Source organism: Alkalihalophilus lindianensis, assembly GCF_032843265.1.
Lineage (GTDB): Bacteria > Bacillota > Bacilli > Bacillales > Bacillaceae_D > Alkalihalophilus > Alkalihalophilus lindianensis.
In genome coordinates this window covers 1-267 of sequence record NZ_JAWJBA010000402.1, presented here as the reverse complement: position 1 = coordinate 267, position 267 = coordinate 1, and the positions used below count along the sequence as shown (strand labels likewise).

The window sequence follows — 267 nt, the reverse complement described above, 5'->3', positions numbered from 1 at the left end:
CGATGCACGATGGCTTAAAACGCGCCCCTAAAGGTGTAAATGACGGCAATGGTTTCGTATTTGTCTCCCACACTGGGGATGTGTTGCCAAGCGGCCTGCTGCCAATCGTTTGCGGCAATGTCCGGGAAGCCCCGCTTGCTGACATTTACCGTGAATCAAAGGTATTAAAGGAGCTCCGCCAACCTGATCGCTATAAAGGCAAATGCGGTATCTGTGAATATAATAAAATTTGCGGCGGTTCCCGCTCGAGGACATATGCTGTAACCG

The 267-nt window shown here is 50.6% G+C and carries 1 protein-coding gene; it reads left to right on the top strand.

Going from position 1 to position 267, the window contains the following annotated elements:
- A partial coding sequence (locus RYX56_RS22770) for an SPASM domain-containing protein (protein WP_317124176.1) occupies nucleotides 1–267 on the top strand: 267 nt, incomplete at both ends.